Genomic DNA, 21,154 nt, shown 5'->3' on the forward strand with positions numbered 1-21,154 from the left:
ATACGCCCATGACCTGCTCGAAAGGCCGCCCCCTCCGTGCGTGGGCGACCGGTGTCTCGGCCTGCGTCCTCGTCCTCCTCGGCGCGGGAATCGGCGCCGGGTCCGGTGCGGCTCAGGCCCAGGAGGCGGCCTCGGCGGTGCAGGACGTGACCCTGCAGGACGTGACCCTCGCCTTCGGCGAGACGGTGCTGAAGGCGCCCCGCATCACCGCCAGCGGGACCCGACTCTCCAAGGACGAACTCTCCGCGCTGCTGAAGGGGGGAGCCGGCGAATCCTGGCCCGCCCGCCTCGTCCGGCTCGATGCCGCCAGCCTGGCCATTCCCGAATTGCGGGTCGAGCGCACGGCCGCGGCCGACGCGACGCCGGTGGTGACCTATCGCGATGTGGTCGCCCGCGACGTCCGGGCCGGGCGCATTGCCGAACTCACCGCGGCGGGCGCCTCGATCCTGGTGGCGGGCGGTCCTCAGAAGGGGACCGGCACCTACGGGCGCATGCGGGCGACCGACCTCGACCTGACCGTGCTCGCCCGCCTGTACGGCGAGCCGGGCGACGGCAAGAGTGCCCTGCAGCGGATCTACGCCACCTTCGCGGTCGACGACGTGGCCTACGTGGACGCCCGGGGCACGGCCGTGAAGATCGCCCGGATCGAGGGCCGAGACCTCAGCGGGCGACAGATTCCGGCGACCTGGACCGGGGCGCTCCAGGCCTTCACGGGGCTCGATTACGAGCGGATCGCCCCTGCCGAACGCGCGCGGCTGATGGGCCTCGGCGCCGATCTCGCCGAGGCGGTCTCGGTCGGCGCCCTGGAGGCCACCGGCCTCAGCGTCCAGGAAGCCAAGCCCCGCGATGCCTTCAGCCTCGGCGTCGCCCGCCTGGAGATGACGAGCGCGGGCCTCCACCTGGAGGACATCACCTTCGCGGGGATCGACGGCGCCAAGGCCCGCCTCGCCCGGCTCTCCCTCGACGGCTTCTCGCTCGCTCCGACCGTCGCGGCCCTGCGCAAGCTCGCCGCCCTGACCACGCCGCCCGCGGAGGCGGACCTGCGCCTGCTGACGCCCGCCCTCGGCACCCTGGCACTGAAGGATCTCAGCCTCGATCTGCCGGCCGAGCCGCAGAACGGACGCGACCCGGTCCGTGACCCTGCGCGCGACCCTGGCGACAAGGCCGCCGCCGCGCCGATGCATGTGGGCCTGCGCGACGGCTCGCTGAACTTCGCCGCCCCGCGCGACGGGGTGCCGACCGCCGGGCGCCTCAGCCTGTCGGGCCTGACCCTGCCGGCCTCGGCGGTCGCGGGGGTGCCGGGCCTCGGCTCGCTGGGCCTCTACGGCTACCGCGACCTCGATCTCGCCCTCGTGGCCGACACTGCCTGGGACGAATCCGCCCGTGAGCTGAAGCTCGGCGAGGTCTCGGTCTCCGGTAAGGACATGGGCAGCGTCCGCATCAACGGCATGATCGGCGGCATCGGCCCGGAGGTCTTCAATCCGGACGTGGCGGTGTCGAGCTTCGCCATGCTGTCGGCCACGGCCAAGGCCCTCGACCTCACCATCGAGAATACCGGGCTGTTCGACCGCTTCATCGCCGCCCAGTCGAAGGTGCTGAGCCTGAAGCCCGAGGAGCTGAAGCAGGAATACGTCACCGCCAGCACGTTCGGCGTCCCCGCGATTCTCGGCAATTCGGCGGGCGCCAAGGCCATCGGCACCGCGATGGGTCAGTTCGTGACGAAGCCCGGCACCCTCTCGCTCAGCCTGCGGCCCAAGAACGGCACCGGCATCGGCATGCTGGAATTCAGCGCCGCCCCGACCCCGGCGGCCCTGTTCGACCGGCTCGAGGTCAACGCCAAGGCGAACTGACAAAGGGCGGTGGTTGCGCGGATCGGAGCGGTGCTCGGCCGCTCCGGCCTCATGCCAGGTCGCGCACCACCACCCGGCCGCGCTCGGCCGAAAGGGCGAGGCGGCCGCTCTTGAGAGCCAGGGCCTTCTCGCCGAACAGCGTGCGGCGCCAGCCGTGGAGCACGGCCACGTCGGCGTCGTCGTCGTCGGCGATGGCCTCCAGGTCGTCCACGGTGGCGATGATCTTCGGGGCGACGCCTTCGGTCTCGCACACCGCCTTCAGCAGCACCTTGAGCAGTTCGACCAGAGCCCCGTTGCCGCCCCGGCTGCGCGCGCGCTCGGGCAGTGCGATCTCCGTGAGGTCGCGGGCGAAGCCCCGCTCCACCGCCGCCAGGATGTCGGTCCCGGTGCGCGAGCGCTCGAAGCCGGCGGGAATCGAGCGCAGGCGCCCGAGCGCCTCGATGCTGCGGGGGGCCGAGGTCGCGACGTCGATCACCGCCTCGTCCTTGAGGATGCGTCCGCGCGGCACGTTGCGGCTCTGCGCCTCGCGCTCGCGCCAGGCGGCGACCTCCATCAGCACGGCGATCTCGCGGGGCTTGCGCATCCGCCCCGCCAGCCGGCGCCAGGCGGAGGCCGGATCGGCCTTGTAGGTCTCCGGCGAGGTGAGCACGCTCATCTCCTCGTCGAGCCACTCGCCGCGATCGGTGGACAGGAGCTGGCCCGCCAGCACCTCGTAGACCTTCACGAGGTGGGTCACGTCGGAAAGGGCATAGCTGAGCTGGGCGTCCGAGAGCGGCCGGCGCGACCAGTCGGTGAAGCGCGAGGACTTGTCGACCTTGGCCTTGGCCACGTCGTTGACGAGCTGCTCGTAGGAGACCGAGTCGCCGTAGCCGCAGACCATCGCGGCGACCTGCGTGTCGAAGAACGGCTGCGGCAGCAGGCCCCCTAGGAGCCAGATGATCTCCAGGTCCTGGCGGGCGGAATGGAACACCTTCACCACGCCCTCGTCGGCCATCAGGGCGAAGAAGGGCGCGAGGTCGAGGTCGGGCGAGAGCGGGTCGACGAGCACCCCCGAGCCGTCCGGCGCCGCCATCTGGATGAGGCAGAGCTTCGGGTAGTAGGTGGTCTCGCGCATGAACTCCGTGTCGACGGTCACGAAGGGATGCGCGGACAGGCGGGTGCAGGCCTCGGTCAGGGCCGCGGTGGTGGCGATCAGATCCATGAATCCGGCTATACCGAAGGTTCTCGCCTCAGGCGAGGGATGCCGGCTCACGTCCTTGGCCACGTCCCCCTAATTCGCACGCGCACCGGTCCGCCTGTCCCCGCCCGTCCCGGCGCTGTGGCACGGATCGGCGGCCAGGGCTCAGGCCGCGACCGATCCCGCTCGCCCGCCCCGGCGGGCCGCTTGCGCCCAGGCCCGGCGCTGCGCCGTCCGTTCGCGGCGCTGCGCCTCGGCGCGGGCCAGCAGCCAATCGAGGATGCCGGTCTCGATGCGCGTGGCGCTGGATGGATCGGTGAGCCGGCGGATGCGGTCGGCGCGGAAACCCCGGTACCCGCCGCGGCCGCGGTCGATGCCGCCGAGGAGCGTCCGGCCCGGCCCGAGCCTCAGCTCGCGCGCCTCGACGCGCCGAGTGCTCCAGGCTCCGCGCGAATCCTCGTAGACGATCTCGAAGGTGCCCTCGAGGGGCAGGACACGCCATTGGCCCTCCTGCCGCTCGCGCGGTTCGGAGGCGCCGGCCGGCTCCTGCACAGGTCCGGGCGCCCCCGACGCCGCCTGTCTCAGAATGTCGAAAAAAGCGTTGGAATTCATAGGCCTGATATGGGGATGGGCCTGCGATTCCGGAAGGGATCCGGCGCTTTTCGGTAAGGGGCAACCCGCCTTCGGCCCCTGCTCTCGACGCCTCCGGCTTCGGCTCCCGAGTCCTCGGTGCCTGCCCGTCGCCTTGACTTCGCACCCCCCACGTGAATGGTGCGCCGCTCCATCCCAAGCGCCCGTGATCCGTCAGCCCCTGATGCAACAGCCTGCCATGCACCGTTATCGGACCCATACCTGCGGGGCGCTGCGCCCGTCCGACGTCGGCGAGAGCGTCCGCCTCTCCGGCTGGTGCCACCGCATCCGCGACCATGGCGGCGTGCTGTTCATCGATCTGCGCGACCATTACGGCCTGACGCAATGCGTGGTGGATTCGGACTCGAAGGCCTTCCAGGCCGCCAACGCGGCGCGCTCGGAGTGGGTCATCCGCATCGACGGCCGGGTCCGCACCCGCCCCGCCGGCACTGAGAACCCGGACCTGCCCACCGGCGCGCTGGAGGTCTATATCGACGACCTCGAAGTGCTCGGCCCGGCCGGCGAATTGCCGATGCCGGTCTTCGGCGACCTCGACTACCCGGAAGAGACCCGGCTGAAGTACCGCTTCCTGGATCTGCGCCGCGAGAAGCTGCACGCCAACATCATGAAGCGCGGGGCGATCATCGACAGCCTGCGCCGCCGGATGCGCGACGGCGGCTTCTTCGAGTTCCAGACCCCGATCCTCACCGCCTCCTCGCCGGAGGGCGCGCGCGACTATCTCGTGCCGTCCCGCGTGCACCCGGGCAAGTTCTATGCGCTGCCGCAGGCCCCGCAGCAGTTCAAGCAGCTGACGATGATCGCGGGCTTCGACCGCTACTTCCAGATCGCGCCGTGTTTTCGCGATGAGGATGCCCGCGCCGACCGGAGCCCGGGCGAGTTCTACCAGCTCGACATCGAGATGAGCTTCGTCACGCAAGAGGACGTGTTCCAGGCGGTGGAGCCCGTGCTGCGCTCGGTCTTCGAGGAATTCGCCGAGGGCAAGCGCGTCACCGGCACCTTCCCGCGCATCCCCTATGCCGAGGCGATGCTGAAATACGGCGTCGACAAGCCCGATCTGCGCAACCCGCTGATCATCGCCGACGTGACGGACGAATTCGCCCGCGAGGACGTCGCCTTCAAGGCCTTCAAGGGCGTGATCGCGTCCGGCGGCGTGGTCCGGGCCATCCCCGCCACGGGGGCGGCGACCCAGCCGCGCTCGTTCTTCGACAAGCTCAATGACTTCGCCCGCGCCGAGGGCGCGCCTGGCCTCGGCTACATCATCTTCGAGGACGACAACGGCACGCTCACCGGCAAGGGCCCGATCGCCAAGTTCATCCCGGCCGAGGTCCAGGCCCTGATCGCGCAGAAGACCGGGACCAAGGCCGGCGACGCGGTGTTCTTCTCCGCCGGCACCGAGGGCAAGGCGGCGGCGCTCGCCGGCAAGGCCCGCATCCGCATCGGCGACGAGCTGAACCTGTCCGACAAGGACCAGTACGCCTTCTGCTGGATCACCGACTTCCCGATGTACGAGTGGAACGAGGACGAGAAGCGGATCGACTTCTCGCACAACCCGTTCTCGATGCCGAACTTCGACCGCGAGGCATTCCTGGCCCTCGATCCGTCGGATGCCGAGACGATCCTGAACATCAAGGCGTTCCAGTACGACATCGTCTGCAACGGCACCGAATTGTCCTCCGGCGCGATCCGCAACCATCGCCCCGACGTGATGGAGAAGGCCTTCGGTATCGCCGGCTACGGCGTCGAGGTGCTGGAGGAGAAGTTCGGCGGCATGCTCAACGCGCTGAAGCTCGGCGCCCCCCCGCACGGTGGCATCGCGCCGGGCATCGACCGCATCGTCATGCTGCTCTGCGGCGAGCAGAACCTGCGCGAGGTCGTGCTGTTCCCGATGAACCAGCGCGCCGAGGACCTGATGATGGGCGCCCCCGCCGAGGCCACCCCGAAGCAGCTGCGCGAGCTCCACATCCGCCTCAACCTGCCCGAAAAAGGCGCCTGAGGGGCCAAGCCCCCTCCTCCGCCCGGCGGGATCGTTACCCGTGACATCCGTCCTCAGGCCCGCGGAGGCCCTGGTCCGCGCTGTCGAGATCCTCGCGGCGCAGGGCTTCGCGGTGGTCGCCCGCAACACCCGGGGCGACAGCGTCTACCTCAAGCCCGAAGCCTGCGCCTTCGCCCTGCGGGTCTCGAACCACGCCCGCACCCCGAAGCAGCGCAAGAATCACCCCGACGCCATCACCAGCCTCGTCCTGCGCGACCCGACCTCCGAGGCGGCGCTGGCGGAGGCGGTCGCCGTGGCGGTGCGGAATTTCGCCGGCGAGCGGGCGAAGCGGGAGCGGGTGCTCGGGGTGAGGGCGATTGACCGAACCTATCCATGAATATAGAGCTATGATAGGTTTTTATTGATATTTTGGCGTGTCTATGAGACAGATGGGCCGGTCGCTCGATCTCTCGGGAGCACCGCCCATGTCGTCGTCAGGTCGCCAAAGCGGAGAACGCGCGAAACTCCCCTATGACCTCGCAGCCCTGAGAGTCGAAGTCGGACTGCTCCGCGTCGAGCATCTCCTCTCCCGGGCGTACGATCCTGATCAGCCTCGCACCCCGGCTGGCCAGACCGGGGCCGGGCGATGGACCTCTGGAGACGACGGGCAGGACGTCATCGCCGATGACGGCTCGCGGGTGCTCTCGCTGCGGGTTCGCAGCCAGCCGTCCGAGACCTGGGACGAGCGGCACGTCGTCATCGCGCCGGATGGAACCAAGACGCTCTTCGAGATGGAGGGGCGGACCCAGACCATCAGCGATGGCGAGACGGGAGAGATCCTGTCGCGCGGCACTCGGATCGACGGCCGGGTGGAGCCGGAAGCATTCGTTCAAAGCGCGAGAGCCCCACAACCATCCCGGTCACGGACTGCAGCAGCTGTCGAGGCCGGGATGGCCTTGCTCTCAATCCTTTCTCTCCGGAAGAGCCGGGATGGCACTGCGATCTTTGAGGCGCCGGCCAGCGCGTATGAGCCCGGGTCGGATGCGAACAATCCGGCCATGTGGGTCGGTCGGGTCGACCAAGCGGAACTGGACGCCGCCTGTCCGCGTCGTGGCGAGGTTCAGGGGATCCTCGATGACTCCGTCTCTCAGGTGCGCACGACCGGTAATTTCATGGACGCGCAGGATTTCGGCAATAAAGTTCACGCCGTCGCTGCCGCAAAAATTCGTGCACTTAACGATCCGAATCTTGTTCAAGAAGTTTCATATGTTCCTGGTACAACGGAACCGGTTATTCCCGATAAAACAGACCCGGTGCCCTACGGAACTCAGTTCTCAATTCGTCTCGACGCCCTTGAAAAAAGTGACCCATTGACGGTCTGCGTCCACGATTTCAAGACCGGCAAGAGCGGCCTCGCAGCTCTACGTGCCACCCATATCGCACGGATGGTTGCCATCAATTTCCCTGGCACGCGGCGCATTATCGTGAATGAAATAAGGCCTTCCCGATGACGAACGCCAAGCAGATCAAACAGATTTTCGGGCCCCTGGCAGCGCAGTATGACGATCTGAGACAGATTGGGTCCCACTATCTCTGGCTTCTGCCGGTTCGGCACGTGGCGCTGCGTGTCCTGATCGACCGAAGTTCGCACAAGGATCTGTGCACGCCGCAATGGACGATGTTGCAGACCTTCATGCCGGGTCCCGATCTGCTGACGAGCATCGGCTATTCCGGCTACCTGCATCGTCCCGCATCGTCCCGCGTGGTGGAATGGGACTGGTCGGATCCGACGATGATCGACGATCTGCTCTCGGTCATCGCGACGGAAGCACTACCCCGGCTTCGCGCGATCGATTCGCTGCCGGCATTTTGGGCGGTCTACACCGACGGCACCGATCGCAAGGTGCCGCAATGGCCGGAAACTCGCCTGATCTTCCACATCGCTCTCGGCGACCTGGATTCGGCGCGGGCGCTCTACGAAACCCTGGAGCCGGAGCTTCGCGAAGATCGGTATCCCAATATCGCCTGGGTCCAGAAACGCCGCCGGATGGTCCTGAGCGTCGCCGAACCGCTCCTGGCCGGCGACCGGGCCGCCCTCGCGAAAATCCTGCACGGCTGGGAGGCGGACAACATCCGCGGCACCAAGCTCGAGCCCTACTGGCAGCCGACGCCGTTCCCGCTGGAGGACGCGTCGGCCTGAGGCTCAGCCCTCGGCCGGCGTCTCATCGCGAAAATACGGCTCCACGGGGCCCTTGAGCTTCACCGTCATCGGATTGCCGGCGCGGTCCAGGGTCTTGCCGGCCGAGAGGCGGACCCAGCCCTCGCTGACGCAGTATTCCTCGACATTGGTCTTCTCGACGCCCTTGAAGCGGATGCCGATGCCGCGCTCCAGGATCTTCTCGTCGTAGAACGGGCTGTTGGGATTCACAGCGAGGCGGTCGGGAGGCGTATCGGACATCGTCGCGGACCTTGGGTCGTTTCACGTCGTGTGGTGAAGATTTCGAACGCAAGCGGGTACGGGATTCGGCGCGCCCTCGCAACGCCGACCCGCTACCCGGACCCCGACAGGACCACAATCCGCCGCACGATGGAACAAAACGCCCCGATCGTCAGCGTCGGACCTCGGGCCCGACGCGACAATGCCGGCCGGCCACGGGCATTTGCTCCGATGGGGAAACCGGCCCGAACGGCGATTGGGCGCGGTCGATTCGGGGTTTCCGGCTCGGGTTGCGCCCACTGGGCAGCCGGTGCAACAGGAGCCCCAGTCAAAAACCCCGCCGATGATGGGAGACGCGCTCCGACGCCGGGGGCAGCGCGACATCCGAAGGAGGACGACCATGGGCGACAACATGTCCGACGATCTCAAGTCGGGAGCACTGGTCTACCACCGCCTGCCGCGTCCCGGAAAACTCGAGATCCAGGCGACCAAGCCGCTCGGCAACCAGCGTGATCTGGCGCTGGCCTACTCGCCCGGCGTCGCCGCCGCCTGCATGGCGATCCACGAGGACCCGCAGGAGGCCGCCACCCTCACCATCCGGCAGAACCTCGTCGCGGTGCTCACCAACGGCACCGCCGTGCTCGGCCTCGGCAACATCGGGCCGCTGGCCTCGAAGCCGGTGATGGAGGGCAAGGCCGTCCTGTTCAAGAAATTCGCCGGCATCGACGTGTTCGACATCGAGGTCGCCCAGAACGACGTCGCCAAGCTCGTCGACGTGGTCTGTGCCCTGGAGCCGACCTTCGGCGGCATCAACCTCGAGGACATCAAGGCGCCCGAGTGCTTCGAGGTCGAGGAGCAGTGCCGGGCCCGGATGAACATCCCGGTCTTCCACGACGACCAGCACGGCACCGCCATCATCGTGGCGGCCGCCGTCCTCAACGCCCTCGAACTCGCCGGCAAGAACCTCCCCGACGTCCGCATCGTCACCTCGGGTGCGGGCGCGGCGGCGCTGGCCTGCCTCAACCTGCTGGTGTCGCTCGGCGCCCGGGTCGAGAACATCACCGTCACCGATATCAAGGGCGTGGTCTACAAGGGCCGGCCCGAGCTGATGGACCGCTGGAAGGACATCTACGCCCAGGAGACCGAGGCCCGCACACTGGCCGAGGTGATTCCGGGCGCGGACGTGTTCATCGGCCTCTCGGCCGGCGGCGTGCTGAAGCCCGAATATCTGGAGAAGATGGCCGAGAAGCCGCTGATCATGGCGCTGGCCAACCCCTACCCCGAGATCATGCCCGACCTGGCGCAGGAGAAGCGCCCCGACGCGATGATCTGCACCGGGCGCTCGGACTTCCCCAACCAGGTCAACAACGTCCTGTGCTTCCCCTACATCTTCCGGGGTGCGCTCGACGTCGGTGCCACCTCGATCAACGAGGAGATGAAGCAGGCCGCCGTGAAGGCGATCGCGGCGCTGGCCCGTGAGACGCCCTCCGACGTGGTCGCCCGCGCCTATGGCGGCGAGGCCCGGCCCTTCGGCCCGCGCTCGCTGATCCCGAGCCCGTTCGACCCGCGCCTGATCCTGCGCATCGCCCCCGCCGTCGCCCAGGCGGCGATGGATTCCGGCGTCGCCGGCCGGCCCCTGGAAAACGTCCAGGCCTATACCGACAGCCTCGACCGCTTCGTCCACCGCTCGGGCTTCATCATGAAGCCGATCTTCTCCAAGGCGAAGGAGAACCCCAAGCGCGTCATCTACACCGAGGGCGAGGACGAGCGCGTGCTGCGCGCCGCCCAGGCCATCTGTGAGGACAAGGTCGCGCGGCCGATCCTGGTCGGGCGCCCCCGGGTGATCGAGACCCGGATCAAACGCTTCGGCCTCTCGCTCAAGCAGGGCGTCGATTTCGACCTGATCGATCCCGAGGACGATCCGCGCTACCGCGACTACGTCGCCACCTACCTGGAGGCGGCCGGACGGCGCGGCATCACGCCGGACGCCGCCCGCACCCTGGTGCGCACCAACAACACCGTGATCGGCGCCATCGCGGTGCGTCGCGGCGAGGCGGATGCGCTGATCTGCGGCCTCGAGGGCCGCTTCGAGACCCGCCTGCGGGTGATCCGCGACGTGATCGGCCTCGCCCCCGGCGTGCTCGACTTCGCCGCCATGAGCCTGATCGTCACCAAGGAGGGCGCCTACTTCCTGGCCGACACCCACGTGCGGCCGGACCCCAGCGCCGAGGAGATCGCCGACGTCGCCGTGGCCTGTGCCGAGCACGTCAGCCGCTTCGGCCTGACCCCCAAGATCGCGCTCTTGAGCCACTCGGATTTCGGCCAGTCGGATTCGCGCTCGGCGGTGAAGATGCGGACCGCCCTCGGGCTGATTCGGGAGCGCCGGTCCGACCTGGAGGTCGACGGCGAGATGCAGGGCGATTCCGCCCTGTCGGAGGTTATCCGCGACCGGGTGATGCCGGCCTCGCGCCTGAAGGGCGCGGCCAACGTGCTGATCCTGCCGAACCTCGATGCGGCCAACATCGCGTTCCAGTTCGCCAAGGTGCTGGCCGACGCCCTCCCGGTGGGTCCGCTGCTGATCGGGCCGGCCAAGCCGGCCCACATCCTGTCGCCCTCGGTCACCGCGCGCGGCATCGTCAACGTCACGGCCGCCGCCGTGGTCGAGGCCCAGGCGGCCGAGATCGGCGTCGGGGCGGCGCTGGCCGAGCCGGGCGTCGGGCCGACCTCGGCCTGAAGCGGAACCCCTGCGTGCGACGCAGGGCGCTGCGGCCGAACCGCCGCCTCGCCCTGGCGGGCCAAGTGCGATAGCCCTGCTCGCGAGGGAGCGTGCGACGGCCGGGCTCGAGTCCGGCGCGTCATCGCGGACACGGGAGACACGGGATGCAACTCGGCATGATCGGCCTCGGCCGGATGGGCGGCAACATCGTCCGCCGGCTGCTGCGCGACGGGCACGACGCGGTCGTCTTCGACCAGAACCCCGATGCGGTCGCCGCCCTGGTGGCGGAGGGCGCGGTCGGCGCGGACAGTCTGGAGGACTTCGTCGCCAAGCTCTCCGCGCCCCGCGCCGCTTGGGTGATGCTGCCGGCGGGGACCATCACCGAGGCCACGGTGAAGACCCTCGGGGGGCTGATGGCGGCGGACGACGTCGTCATCGACGGCGGCAATTCCTTCTACAAGGACGACATCCGTCGCGCCGCCGAGCTGAAGAGCGCCGGCATCCACTACGTCGATGTCGGCACCTCCGGCGGCGTCTGGGGTCTCGAGCGCGGCTACTGCATGATGATCGGCGGCGACAACGCCGCCCTTGAGCGCCTCGATCCGATCTTCAAGACGCTGGCGCCGGGCGTCGGCACCATCCCGAAGACCCCCGGCCGCGAGGGCCGCGATCCGCGCGCGGAGGCGGGCTACATCCATGCCGGGCCGAGCGGTGCGGGCCACTTCGTCAAGATGGTCCATAACGGCATCGAGTACGGTCTGATGCAGGCCTATGCCGAGGGCTTCGACATCCTCCGGCACGCCAATTCCCAGGATCTGCCCGAGGCCCAACGCTTCGACCTCGACATCGGCGACATCGCCGAAGTCTGGCGCCGCGGCAGCGTGGTCTCGTCCTGGCTCCTCGATCTCACCGCCGGTGCCTTGGCGCAGGACGAGACGCTCGAACATTTCTCCGGCTTCGTCGCCGATTCCGGCGAGGGCCGCTGGACCCTGAATGCCGCCATCGAGGAATCCGTGCCGGCCAACGTGCTCTCGGCCGCCCTCTACGCGCGCTTCCGCTCCCGCGAGGAGGCGAGCTATGCCGACAAGCTGCTCTCGGCGATGCGCAAGGGCTTTGGCGGGCACCAGGAGCCGAAGTAGTTCTGGAGCCGAAATAGGCCCGCGTCGGTTGTCCGCTGGTCCGAGGGGCACCCCGGACCTCATTCCCTGCCAGCCTCGAGGGCCTGCGCCGATGATCCCCCTGCCCGAGCGCGCCGAGATCCTGCCCGACGCCGATGCGGTGGCGGCGGCCGCCGCCGACCGTCTCGTGGCCCTGTGCCAGTCGGCGCCGCGCCCGGCCATCGCGGTCTGCCTCTCCGGCGGCTCGACGCCGAAGCGACTCTACGGGTTGCTGAGCGGGCCGGCCTACCGGGCGCACCTGCCTTGGGAGCGCCTGCACTGGTTCTTCGGCGACGACCGGATGGTGCCGTGGACCGATGCGGCAAGCAATGTCCGCATGGCGCGCGACGCCTTCGGCGAGGCTCCGATCCCGGAGGGCCATCTCCACGCCATGGACACGCACGGCACGCCGGAGGCCGGCGCCCGCGCCTATGCCGAGACCCTGCGGGCGTTCTACGGCGCGGACGTGCTCGACCCGGCCAGACCGCTGTTCGACCTCGTCCTCCTCGGCCTCGGCGAGGACGGTCACACCGCCTCACTGTTTCCGGGCAAGCCTGCCCTGAGCGAGCGCCACGCGTGGACGGCACCGGTGCCGGAGGCGGGGCTCGCCCCCTTCGTGCCCCGCATCACCCTCACCGTCCCGGCCCTCGCCTCCGCCCGCGAGACCCTGTTTCTCGTGACCGGTGCCGGAAAGCAGGAGCCCCTGCGCCGCCTCGCGCGCGGCGAAGACCTGCCCGTCCGGCACGTCCGCAGCGTTGGGCGGCTCGCCTGGCTCGTCGACCGGGAGGCGGCAGGCGCCTGACCGGCAACGGGACCGGAACGGCTCGGATCCGGTTCACCGAAGCCCTGAGGGCCGGTCGAATCCGTCGGCCTGGAGGATTTCGGCATCCCCGGCGCGTTGCACAGCTTGGCTCATCGGGTGTCGCTCCGATCGGCGCGGGCCGACACCCGTGATGAAAAGTGTTGCGTTCTGGAAATCCGCGAGCGAACACTTGGCGATAGCCGGAATCGCCCGGTTTCACGACGCCGCGCCACGGGCCAAGAACTGTTATGGGCCAAGATCCTTTTGCCGGTGGTCCTGTAGTCGGTGGTCCCTGGATCGGTCTGCCCCGGCGCCCCGTTCCGGCGAAGCGGTGGCGCCGGTCCTCGCATCAACGCATCGGACCGTTGCGCCCGCTCGACGAATCGGGACCCCATCCGGTCCTCCGCGGAATCCGCTCCGGCGCCGTGGCGGGCCTGACCCTGGTGGCCGTCCTCAGCCTGCCGGTCCTGCCGGTCCTGCTGGTTCTGACCGTGAAGGCACCGCACCCGGCCGACGATGCGGCGCTGGCGCCGGCCCGTGTCTGGGCCGCGTCGCACGAGGCAGAGATCGCGGGCGCGCGCCCGGCCTCGGCGATGCCCCTGCGGGCGCCGCCTGTGCCAGGAGACCGGGTTCAAACGGAGCGGGCGGAAGCGACGCCGGCCGCTCCCACGCTCCCGCCGGTCAAGGCCGCGATGCCGACGGCATCCGTCGCGGTGGCCCCGACGCCATCGCGCAGGGGTTCTGCGTCCGTGATGGCTGCCGTGTCCGAAGCGGCCCCGGGCCGTGCCGAGCCACTGCGCGGCGAGGCCCGCTCCACCCGACCTCTCCTCACCCTGGACCAGATTCCGGTCCTCGACGATGCGAACGGCGCGCTGACGACCGAGGACGCGCCGGTCTCCCCTGCAAGGCCGGCCCGGTCCGGTCGCCCTGCCCCGTCGGCCCGGACCGCGAAGGCTCCCTGACCGGGCGATCAGGCGGCGCGTCGGGCCGCCGTGAGCGTGTTGTCGTTGAGCGCGACGAACATGCCGGCCGAGGCTTTGTCCGGGAGGACCGAGCCCGAAGCGGCATCGTCGGTGAGGAGGGCCAGCATCGGCCCGATGGCGACGGCACACAGGCCGAGAACGAACAGAGCGATCATGGTGCGGATCCCGATGGCGATCCGGGTTTATCGCACTGCACAACGGCGTCTGGTATATCGTATACCGCTACGCGGTCATGCAGCCGGAGCGTGGCTGGCGCGTTCGGCTGCGACGTTGTTGGCGCGGCGCCGCCGCCAAGCCATCCGGCCGGGTGATCTACCGGTGAACGGGATCGGCGACGATCGGGGGTAGCGGCAGCAGGTAGTACCCGCCGACGAGCAGGATGGCCGACAGGACCAGACCGAGCGACGAGACATACAGGATGGCGAAGACGTCACGGTTGAAGTCCGCCGTTCGCAGGACGATGGCCGCGAAGGGAATGCTCACCAGGGCGAGGAGGATGGAGACGACCATCGCGGAAACCTTTGCCGGTGCGAGGTCGACCGGGGCGCCCCGGTTATCGCCCTCGGCCTCGAACGACTGCGAGCCGGAGGGGATCCGGCTCGCAGGAGATAGGCAGGTCCCGCGCCCGGTACCGGGGCGCGGGATGGGTCAGGCATGCGCCAGGGCGCCGGCCGGCTGGACCTGCCCTTGCGCCGCATGGTGGCGCTTGAGCATCGGCCGCAGCACCGCGATGGCCAGGAAGGCTGCCACGAGGTCCATGATCGCCACGGTGTAGAGCACCGTCGCCCAGGTGCCGGTGGCCTGCATCAGCAGGTTGCCCACCGGTACGAACAGGGCTGCGAAGCCCTTGGCGCAGTAGAGCACGCCGTAGATCTTGCCGATGTGCTTGGAGCCGAAGGTGTCGGCGGCCGTGGCGCTGAACAGCGAGTAGACTTCGCCCCAGGCCAGGAACACGATGCCGGAGAGGATCACGAAGGCCCACGGGTTGGTGCCGAAATAGCCCAGCGCCACGATGCCGATGCCCTCCATGGTGAAGGCGATGAACATCGTCTTCTCACGGCCGATCCGGTCGGAGACGTAGCCGAAGAGCGGCCGCGAGATGCCGTTCATGATCCGGTCGAGCATCAGCGCGAAGGGCAGCGCGGCCATGGCGAAGAAGTACAGGTTGACCTGGAATTCCTTCACGCCGAGATCCTGCGCGATGACGCCGAGCTGGGCCACGGCCATCAGGCCGCCCGTCACCGTGCAGGTGAACATCAGCAGCATCACCCAGAAGACCGGCGTGCGCAGGGCCTCGCGCAGGGTGTAGTCGCGCCGGGTCTGCAGCACCTTGGTCGAGAAGGTGACCTCGCCCTTGGACGGCGCCCGCAGACCGATGGCCGCCAGCATGATGATGCCGCCCTGGATCAGCCCGAACACGAAGAAGGCCTGGGCGTAGCTGCCCTGCGAGATCATGTTGGCGATCGGGATGATCGTCAGGGCCGAGCCGGCGCCGTAGCCGCCCGCCGTGAGGCCGACCGCGAGGCCGCGCTTGTCCGGGAACCACTTGAGGGCGTTGTTGATGCAGGTGGCGTAGACGCAGCCGACGCCGATGCCGCCCGCCACGGAGCCGAGATAGAAGCCGGTGAGCGTGGTGGCGTAGGAGTTGATCACCCAGGCGAGGCCGGTCATCAGACCGCCGAACATCACCACGCGGCTCGGGCCGTACTTGTCGATGAAGTAGCCCTCGATGGGGGTCAGCCAGGTCTGCACCACGACGAAGATCGTGAACGCGACCTGGATCGCGGCGCGATCCCAGCCGAAGGTCTTCTGGATCTCGGGGACGAACAGCGTCCACGCGTACTGGATATTGGCGGCGGCCACCATGCAGGCGACGCCGAAGATGAGTTGCAACCACCGATTGGCGGACGGTTTCGCTATAGGGGGCGCGGCAGCGGACATCGCCATGAGCTGAGTTCCTCGTTCTGCTTGGGACGTTGAGCGTTTTGCTGAGGATCCGAATTGAAATGCTCGTTTGCGCTCCGCCCGCCTGAGATCAGCCACGCGTTTCACTTGGCGGTTCGCATATCGGCATTATTTGGTATACCAGAAGTCCGCGCAAGCAGAATAATTCTACATTGGGTGCTGAATTTTCGGGATTAAGGGATAGGCCAAGCGCGTTTACGCCCCTGGTCGCCGCCTGAGGCGGTTTCCTCCATTCCGGCTCAGCCCCGAGGCGTCACGCCGGTGCGGGGCCCGCGCGTTTGCGTGCGTCCGCGCACGCCGCCCCTGGGATCGATCCGGGTCGCGGAAGAGCGGTCGAAGCACCGGCCGGAAGACTTCGCCTGAACAGAAGACTTCGCTTGAACAAGAGTTCGCCTGAACAAGGGACTGGAAGACGTGGCCGGGACGGCCCGGTATTGTGTCCTGAGGTCCGGTCTTCCTGTGTTCGCGACGGCGCCTATTGGCCCGGCATCGTCAGGATCAGCGGTCCGCTGCGGGAAGCGACGACGGTGTGCTCGTACTGGACCGTCAGGGCCTGCGGTCGGCTGTAGAGGGTCCAGGGGTCGTCGCCATCCTCCGCGTAGTCGGCGCCGAGGGACAGGAAGGGCTCGACGGTGAACACCAGGCCCTCCTGGATGATCCGGCGCTCGGACGGGTCGGGCCAGGTCGCGATTTCGGTCGGCGCCTCGTGCAGCGACAGGCCGACCCCGTGGCTGGCGAGGTTGCGCACCAGCGTATAGCCGTTCTTGCGCGCGAAGGCCCCCACGGCGTTCCCGATCTCGGCCAGCGGCTTGCCCGGACCGACCTGGCGCAGGCCGGCCCACATCGCCCGGCGCCCGTCGCGGCACAGCCGTTCCACCGCCCGCGTCACCGGCGGTACGGCGAACGAAGCGCCCGTATCCGCGAAGTAGCCGTCCCGCTCGGCGGAGACGTCGATGTTGACGAGGTCCCCCGGACCGATCCGGCGCTCTCCCGGGATGCCGTGCGCGATTTCCTCGTTGACGCTGATGCAGGTCGCGCCGGGAAAGCCGTAGACCATCTCGGGCGCCGGCCGGGCGCCGGCCGTTTCCAGGAACGCCCGGCCGATCCGATCGAGGTCGCGCGTGGTCATGCCGGGCTCGATGGCCCGGCCCATCGCGTCGAGCGCATCGGCGACGATGCGCCCGATCCGCTTCAGCGCCGTCAATTCGTCGTCGTTGGACACGGTCATGGCATCTCCGCGGGTCCGGGGTCGGCCGGAGGCGAAGGTCTCGCTTCAGGCGAAATGTTTGGAGAGCTTCAGCCCCTGGGCCTGATAGTTCGAGCCGGCGCCTGCGCCATAGAGGGTGGCGGGGCGTTCGGCCATGCGCTCGTAGACGAGGCGACCGACGATCTGCCCGTCCTCCAGCAGGAACGGCACGTCGCGCGAGCGCACTTCGAGCACGGCCCGGGCGCCGGCGCCCCCGGCGGCGGCAAAGCCGAAGCCCGGATCGAAGAAACCCGCATAATGGACCCGGAACTCGCCCACCAGGGGATCGAACGGCACCATCTCGGCGGCGAAGTCGGGGGGCACCTGCACCGCCTCCTTCGAGGCCAGGATGTAGAACTGGCCCGGATCGAGGATCAGGGCCCGCGAGGCGTCGGCCTGCAGCGGCTCCCAGAAATCCGCGGCCCGGTGGGCTCCCGGCGCATCGACGTCGACGAGGCCCGTATGGCGCCGGGCGCGGTAGCCGACGAGGCCGGAGAAGCCCGCGAGATCGATGGAGACGCCGATGCCGCCCTGGAAGGTCGGGTTCGGGGCGTCGACCAGCGGTGATGTCGCGTGCAGGCCCGCGAGTTCGGAATCGGAGAGGCGGGGCTCGCCGCGCCGGAAGCGGATCTGCGACAGGCGCGAGCCGGTGCGGACCTTCACCGGAAAGGTCCGGGGCGAGATCTCGGCGTAGAGCGGCCCGCGATAGCCGGCCTCGACCTGGTCGAAGGCGGCGCCCCGGTCGGTGATGACGCGGGTGAACACGTCGATGCGGCCGGTGGAACTCTTCGGGTTGGCGCTGGCCGCGAGATCGGCCGGCAGGGCGAGGTGCTCCTGCAATTCGGCGATGTAGACGCAGCCCGTCTCCAGCACGGCGCCGTGCGTCAGATCCATCTCGTGCAGCACGAAGGCCTCGATGCAGGCCGCCACCGTGCGGGCGCCGGGCAGGAAGCTGGTGCGTACGCGGAACACCCGGGCGCCGAGGCGCAGGTCGAGGCTTGCGGGCTGGATCTGGTCGGGCGCGTAGGGCGTGTCGGGCCGGATCGCGCCGGACCGCGTCAGGGCCAGGATGCCCTGCGCCGCCAAGATCCCGTGAGGGCCGGGGCCTGTCTTGTCCTGATCTGCGTCCGGCATCCGCTCGCACCACCCGCTCTCGTTCGGGCACCACCCCGTCGGCCGGGGCGGGAACGCCGCATTCTGCACGCATGCCGCGGGATCGCCTAAGACCTGGTTAAGCCTCCGGCTCGGACGGGATGCGCAGCACGATCCAAGCCAGGACGAGGCGCGCGATGGCCCCCATGGCGATGAGCCCGGCGAGCGCGCTGGCCAGCACCGGGAAGCCTGCCGGCCAGACCAGGAGGGCTGCTGCGAACAGCAGGGCGCCGAGGCCGGACCCGGGGCCGAAGGCGAGCACCAGGGAGGGCAGGCCGACGATCCGGGGCAACCCGTCCCCGCGACGGGCGAGCCAGGCCCCCGTGGCCTGCGCCGATCCGTCGAGAACCAGGGCGAGCGCCAGGGCGAGGGCGGCCCAGCCGTTGCGATCGGGCGCGGCCCAGGCGAAGGCACCGGCCAGCCCCGCGAGGGCGAGGCTGGCGAGGAGCGCCCGGCCGGGTGGCGCGGCGGCGGCGCGACGCGGAACGGTCTGCTCGAGCACGGGGGACGGACCTCGACGTTGCGTCGGCACGCCTGGAACAGGCGCGCATGGACGGTGCGTGGGCACGCATGCGCCACGCACGCATTCACCACGATTGACGGGCATTTGCGAGGGCCGTACCACGACCCCCAGTGCTTGTCGCGACCGCAGGGCGATCGGGGTTCAGGTCCGGGCAGGGAGGCAATGACGGGGATGTACAAGGCTCAGACGCGCGGAATCAGCGTGACCGTGATGCCTCGCTTCGTCGAGGAGGAATCGTCGCCGGCCGAGAGCCGCTACTTCTTCGCCTACACGGTCGAGATCGTGAACAACGGCTCGGAGCAGGTGCAGCTGCGCTCGCGCCACTGGCGTATCATCGACGGGCGCGGCGAGACCCAGGAGGTGCGCGGCGCCGGCGTCGTCGGCAAGCAGCCGGTGCTCGAGCCGGGCGAGTCGTTCAGCTACACCAGCGGCTGCCCGCTCACCACGCCGGACGGCCTCATGGCCGGCAGCTACACCATGGCGACCGATGCGGGCGAGAGCTTCGAGGCGGAGATTCCGGCCTTCTCCCTGGATTCCCCCCACGTCCTCCGCAGCGTCCATTAAGGTCATGTCGCGCGACGGCCCGCGCCCGGAGACCCTCGACTGGCTGGCGCGGCTCGTGGCCTTCGACACCGAGAGTTCGAAATCGAACCTCGCGCTGATCGACAGCGTGGTGGCCGCCCTCGACGCTCTCGGCGTGCCCTTCGTCCGCGTCCCGAACGCCGACGGCGACAAGGCGGCCCTGTTCGCCACCATCGGGCCGATGGTCGATGGCGGCATCGTGCTGTCCGGCCATACCGACGTGGTGCCGGTGACGGGCCAGGCCTGGAGCGCCGACCCCTTCACCCTGCGGGTGGCGGACGGGCGCGCCTACGGACGCGGCGCCGTCGACATGAAGGGCTTCTGCGCCCTGGCGCTCGCGGCGATCCCGCGCTTCCAGGCCGCCGACCTCAAGCGCCCGATCCACATCCTCCTGTCCTACGACGAGGAGACCACCTGCCTGGGTGTGACCGACACCATCGCGCGCTTCGGTGCCGACCTGCCGCGTCCCGGCGCGGTCATCGTCGGCGAACCGACCGACCTCGAGGTGGCGGACGCGCACAAGAGCATCGTCACCTATCTCACCACCGTGCACGGGCACGAGGCTCACTCGGCCAAGCCGATGCTCGGTGCCAATGCGGTGATGGCGGCGGCCGATCTCGTCTCCGAACTGAACCGGATCGCCGACGCGATGATCGCCCGGGGCGACGCTTCGGGCCGCTTCGACCCGCCCGCCACCACCGTGCATGTGGGCACCATCGCGGGCGGCACCGCCCGCAACATCCTGCCCAAGGTCTGCACCTTCCACTGGGAGTTCCGCGGCCTGCCCGACCTCGAAATGGGCGAGATTCCGGCCCTGTTCGAAGCCAAGGTCCGCACCGTGCTGCGCGACCGGCTCAATCGCTACGGCGATTACGGGCGCATCGAGACCTTGGAGGAGGTCGCGGTGCCGGGCCTCGCGCCGGAACCCGGCTCGGTGGCCGAGCAGCTTGCGCTCCGGGTGGCGGGGCGCAACCACACGATCTCGGTGCCCTATGCCACGGAAGCCGGGCGCTTCCAGGCCGCCGGCATCCCCACCGTGGTCTGCGGCCCCGGCTCCATCGACCAGGCGCATCAGCCGGACGAATACATCACCCTGGCGGCCCTCCGGGCCGGCGAGGCCTTCATGGACCGGCTCGCCGCGGAATGCGCGACGCCCTGAACGGATCGACCCCATGACTGCCATCAGCGCCCGGACCATCGCGGCGGACGGCCCCGTGAAGCTCCGCCCCCTGGAGCGCGAGGACCTGATGTTCGTGCATCAGCTCAACAACAACGACAGCATCATGCGCTACTGGTTCGAGGAGGCCTACGAGTCCTTCGCCGAACTGGCGCAGCTCTACGAGCGCAACATCCACAACCAGACCGAACGGCGCTTCATCATCGCCAATTCGGAGGGCGCGCCGGCCGGCCTCGTCGAGCTCGTCGAGATCAACCACCTGCACCGCCGCTGCGAGTTCCAGATCGCCATCCACCCGGCCTTCCAGGGCCAGGGCTATGCCCCGCGGGCCACGCGCATCGCCATGGACTACGCCTTCAGCGTCCTTAACATCCACAAGCTCTACCTGCACGTGGACAAGGACAACGCCCGCGCGGTGCGGATCTACGAGCGCTGCGGGTTCCAGCCGGAGGGCATCCTGAAGGACGAGTTCTTCGTCAACGGCAAGTACCGCGATGCCGTGCGGATGTGTCTGTTCCAGCCGGCCTACCTCGCCCGTCGGGGCGGCGGCGACATCGCCGAATCCGTGCTGAAGGCCTGAACCGATCCGGGCTGATCGCTTCAGGTCCGGCCCGCGAAGCGCCTCCTCTCCTTCCAGGTGGGACGCGTGGGTTTCTGAAACGCAGACCGGACTCTGCCCTCGCCCTGGCCTCGAGAAGAGGCGACGCGCGCTCCATCCGATTCACCGGTCCGAACCGGTCAGCCGGATGTCAGAGCGCGGAATT

21 protein-coding genes are annotated in these 21,154 nt (G+C 69.1%); 12 read left to right on the plus strand and 9 right to left on the minus strand.

Translation table 11 applies throughout. The features are described from left to right. The first annotated feature begins 8 nt into the window (after window positions 1–8). The gene (locus ACV7NL_RS16520; RefSeq protein ID WP_463356258.1) at window positions 9–1,850 is read left to right on the plus strand and encodes a hypothetical protein; all 1,842 of its coding nucleotides are present in this window, start codon (window positions 9–11) and stop codon (window positions 1,848–1,850) included. Between the two features lie 49 nt (window positions 1,851–1,899). Here the strand turns inward: ACV7NL_RS16520 and rnd are convergent, their stop codons facing one another. Both rnd and ACV7NL_RS16530 read right to left on the minus strand, forming a co-directional pair. Beyond that, window positions 1,900–3,051: a ribonuclease D gene (gene rnd / locus ACV7NL_RS16525; RefSeq protein ID WP_463356259.1), complete on the minus strand. Its 1,152-nt coding sequence runs from the start codon at window positions 3,049–3,051 to the stop codon at window positions 1,900–1,902. A 141-nt stretch (window positions 3,052–3,192) separates the two neighbouring features. Then, complete coding sequence (locus ACV7NL_RS16530) at window positions 3,193–3,639, minus strand: hypothetical protein (protein WP_200935908.1); 447 nt, start codon at window positions 3,637–3,639, stop codon at window positions 3,193–3,195. A 217-nt stretch (window positions 3,640–3,856) separates the two neighbouring features. Between ACV7NL_RS16530 and aspS the strand changes: the two genes are divergently transcribed. The 4 genes from aspS (at window position 3,857) to ACV7NL_RS16550 (ending at window position 7,850) form a co-directional block, all read left to right on the plus strand. Beyond that, the gene (gene aspS / locus ACV7NL_RS16535) at window positions 3,857–5,671 is read left to right on the plus strand and encodes an aspartate--tRNA ligase (protein ID WP_056487088.1); all 1,815 of its coding nucleotides are present in this window, start codon (window positions 3,857–3,859) and stop codon (window positions 5,669–5,671) included. A gap of 40 nt (window positions 5,672–5,711) precedes the next feature. Beyond that, window positions 5,712–6,047: a hypothetical protein gene (locus ACV7NL_RS16540; protein ID WP_056487085.1), complete on the plus strand. Its 336-nt coding sequence runs from the start codon at window positions 5,712–5,714 to the stop codon at window positions 6,045–6,047. Between the two features lie 88 nt (window positions 6,048–6,135). Next, window positions 6,136–7,161: a hypothetical protein gene (locus ACV7NL_RS16545; RefSeq protein WP_156634084.1), complete on the plus strand. Its 1,026-nt coding sequence runs from the start codon at window positions 6,136–6,138 to the stop codon at window positions 7,159–7,161. After that, a complete protein-coding gene (locus ACV7NL_RS16550; protein WP_247636420.1) occupies window positions 7,158–7,850 on the plus strand; it encodes a hypothetical protein in 693 nt (230 codons plus the stop codon). Before ACV7NL_RS16545 ends, ACV7NL_RS16550 begins: the two co-directional genes overlap by 4 nt. Window positions 7,851–7,853: 3 nt before the next feature. On the opposite strand, the gene ACV7NL_RS16555 is transcribed toward ACV7NL_RS16550, so the two are convergent. Then, complete coding sequence (locus ACV7NL_RS16555) at window positions 7,854–8,108, minus strand: DUF3297 family protein (RefSeq protein WP_056185435.1); 255 nt, start codon at window positions 8,106–8,108, stop codon at window positions 7,854–7,856. A 379-nt stretch (window positions 8,109–8,487) separates the two neighbouring features. Between ACV7NL_RS16555 and ACV7NL_RS16560 the strand changes: the two genes are divergently transcribed. From ACV7NL_RS16560 to ACV7NL_RS16575, 4 genes are all read left to right on the plus strand, one after another. Beyond that, entirely contained in the window at window positions 8,488–10,821 is a 2,334-nt protein-coding gene (locus ACV7NL_RS16560) for an NADP-dependent malic enzyme (protein WP_056185432.1), read from the plus strand. Between the two features lie 146 nt (window positions 10,822–10,967). Then, the gene (gnd, locus tag ACV7NL_RS16565; RefSeq protein ID WP_056185430.1) at window positions 10,968–11,942 is read left to right on the plus strand and encodes a phosphogluconate dehydrogenase (NAD(+)-dependent, decarboxylating); all 975 of its coding nucleotides are present in this window, start codon (window positions 10,968–10,970) and stop codon (window positions 11,940–11,942) included. Window positions 11,943–12,033: 91 nt separating this feature from the next. After that, the gene (pgl, locus tag ACV7NL_RS16570) at window positions 12,034–12,762 is read left to right on the plus strand and encodes a 6-phosphogluconolactonase (protein ID WP_056487073.1); all 729 of its coding nucleotides are present in this window, start codon (window positions 12,034–12,036) and stop codon (window positions 12,760–12,762) included. A gap of 425 nt (window positions 12,763–13,187) precedes the next feature. After that, window positions 13,188–13,724 carry a hypothetical protein gene (locus ACV7NL_RS16575; RefSeq protein ID WP_463356260.1) on the plus strand — a complete coding sequence of 179 codons (537 nt, stop codon included), beginning with the start codon at window positions 13,188–13,190 and terminating at the stop codon, window positions 13,722–13,724. 8 nt (window positions 13,725–13,732) lie between these two features. Here the strand turns inward: ACV7NL_RS16575 and ACV7NL_RS16580 are convergent, their stop codons facing one another. The 6 genes from ACV7NL_RS16580 to ACV7NL_RS16605 form a co-directional block, all read right to left on the minus strand. Next, window positions 13,733–13,900 (minus strand): hypothetical protein, encoded by a 168-nt coding sequence (locus tag ACV7NL_RS16580; RefSeq protein WP_156376258.1) that lies wholly within the window; start codon window positions 13,898–13,900, stop codon window positions 13,733–13,735. 157 nt (window positions 13,901–14,057) lie between these two features. Next, window positions 14,058–14,255 carry a hypothetical protein gene (locus ACV7NL_RS16585; protein ID WP_056185421.1) on the minus strand — a complete coding sequence of 66 codons (198 nt, stop codon included), beginning with the start codon at window positions 14,253–14,255 and terminating at the stop codon, window positions 14,058–14,060. A 138-nt stretch (window positions 14,256–14,393) separates the two neighbouring features. Next, entirely contained in the window at window positions 14,394–15,692 is a 1,299-nt protein-coding gene (gene oxlT / locus ACV7NL_RS16590; protein WP_463356261.1) for an oxalate/formate MFS antiporter, read from the minus strand. Between the two features lie 493 nt (window positions 15,693–16,185). Further along, a complete protein-coding gene (map, locus tag ACV7NL_RS16595) occupies window positions 16,186–16,938 on the minus strand; it encodes a type I methionyl aminopeptidase (protein ID WP_463356262.1) in 753 nt (250 codons plus the stop codon). A gap of 45 nt (window positions 16,939–16,983) precedes the next feature. Next, the gene (locus tag ACV7NL_RS16600; RefSeq protein ID WP_056487060.1) at window positions 16,984–18,090 is read right to left on the minus strand and encodes a 2'-deoxycytidine 5'-triphosphate deaminase; all 1,107 of its coding nucleotides are present in this window, start codon (window positions 18,088–18,090) and stop codon (window positions 16,984–16,986) included. Window positions 18,091–18,187: 97 nt separating this feature from the next. Beyond that, window positions 18,188–18,610 (minus strand): hypothetical protein, encoded by a 423-nt coding sequence (locus tag ACV7NL_RS16605; protein WP_463356263.1) that lies wholly within the window; start codon window positions 18,608–18,610, stop codon window positions 18,188–18,190. A gap of 192 nt (window positions 18,611–18,802) precedes the next feature. On the opposite strand from ACV7NL_RS16605, the gene apaG reads away from it, so the two are divergent. Genes apaG through speG form a run of 3 tightly spaced genes read left to right on the plus strand, consistent with a single transcriptional unit; the run spans window position 18,803 to window position 20,970 of the window. Further along, window positions 18,803–19,195, plus strand: a complete 393-nt coding sequence (gene apaG / locus ACV7NL_RS16610; RefSeq protein ID WP_463356264.1) for a Co2+/Mg2+ efflux protein ApaG — start codon at window positions 18,803–18,805, stop codon at window positions 19,193–19,195. Window positions 19,196–19,199: 4 nt separating this feature from the next. Further along, entirely contained in the window at window positions 19,200–20,372 is a 1,173-nt protein-coding gene (gene argE / locus ACV7NL_RS16615; RefSeq protein ID WP_463356265.1) for an acetylornithine deacetylase, read from the plus strand. Between the two features lie 13 nt (window positions 20,373–20,385). Beyond that, a complete protein-coding gene (speG, locus tag ACV7NL_RS16620) occupies window positions 20,386–20,970 on the plus strand; it encodes a spermidine N1-acetyltransferase (RefSeq protein WP_056185397.1) in 585 nt (194 codons plus the stop codon). Window positions 20,971–21,154 lie beyond the last annotated feature (184 nt).

This window comes from Methylobacterium sp. Ger2507 (assembly GCF_055231875.1).